At 66.3% G+C, this 701-nt stretch carries 1 protein-coding gene; it reads right to left on the bottom strand.

Annotated elements, in window-relative coordinates; translation table 11 throughout:
• Positions 1-701 (bottom strand): SDR family NAD(P)-dependent oxidoreductase (locus tag JK363_RS41535; RefSeq protein WP_201883505.1); only part of this gene is annotated, 701 nt, incomplete at both ends.

Below are 701 nucleotides of genomic sequence, written 5' to 3' on the forward strand. Positions count from 1 at the left end.
TCGGCCTGCTCCCACATACCCCACGCCAACGACACCGCCGGCAAACCCTGCACCCGCCGCGACACCGCAAGCCCATCCAACACCGCATTAGCCGCCGCATACGCCGCCTGCCCCGCATTCCCCACCACACCAGCAAAGGAAGAGAACAGAACGAAAGCATCCAGCTCACGATCGCGAGTCAGCTCATGCAAATGCACCGCCGACTCCGCCTTCACCGCCAACACCCGACCCAACCGCTCATGAGACAACTCCGCGATCAGGCCGTCATCAAGCACACCCGCCGCATGCACAACACCCCGAAGCGGCACATCCGCCGGGATCGCATCCAGCACACCCGCCAAAGCCTCACGATCACTCACATCACACGCCGTGACCGTCACCCGCGCGCCGAGCCCCGTCAGCTCCTCGCGTAGTTCCTCCGCCCCGGGAGCCTCAAGACCCCGTCGGGATATCAGCAGCAGATCCCGCACCCCATGCTCCGTGACCAGGTGCCGGGCCACCACCGCACCCAGACCACCCGTACCACCAGTGACCAGGACCGTGCCCGACTCCGGCCACGGCGCAGGGATGCGTAGGACGACCTTGCCGATGTGCTTGGCCTGGCCGAGGAACCGAAAAGCCTCCGGCGCCCGGGCGACATCCCATGCCGTGACCGGAACCGGCCGCAACACCCCCCGATCAAACAACCCCACCAACACAGC

It is taken from the genome of Streptomyces coffeae, assembly GCF_016741875.1.
Lineage (GTDB): Bacteria > Actinomycetota > Actinomycetes > Streptomycetales > Streptomycetaceae > Streptomyces > Streptomyces coffeae.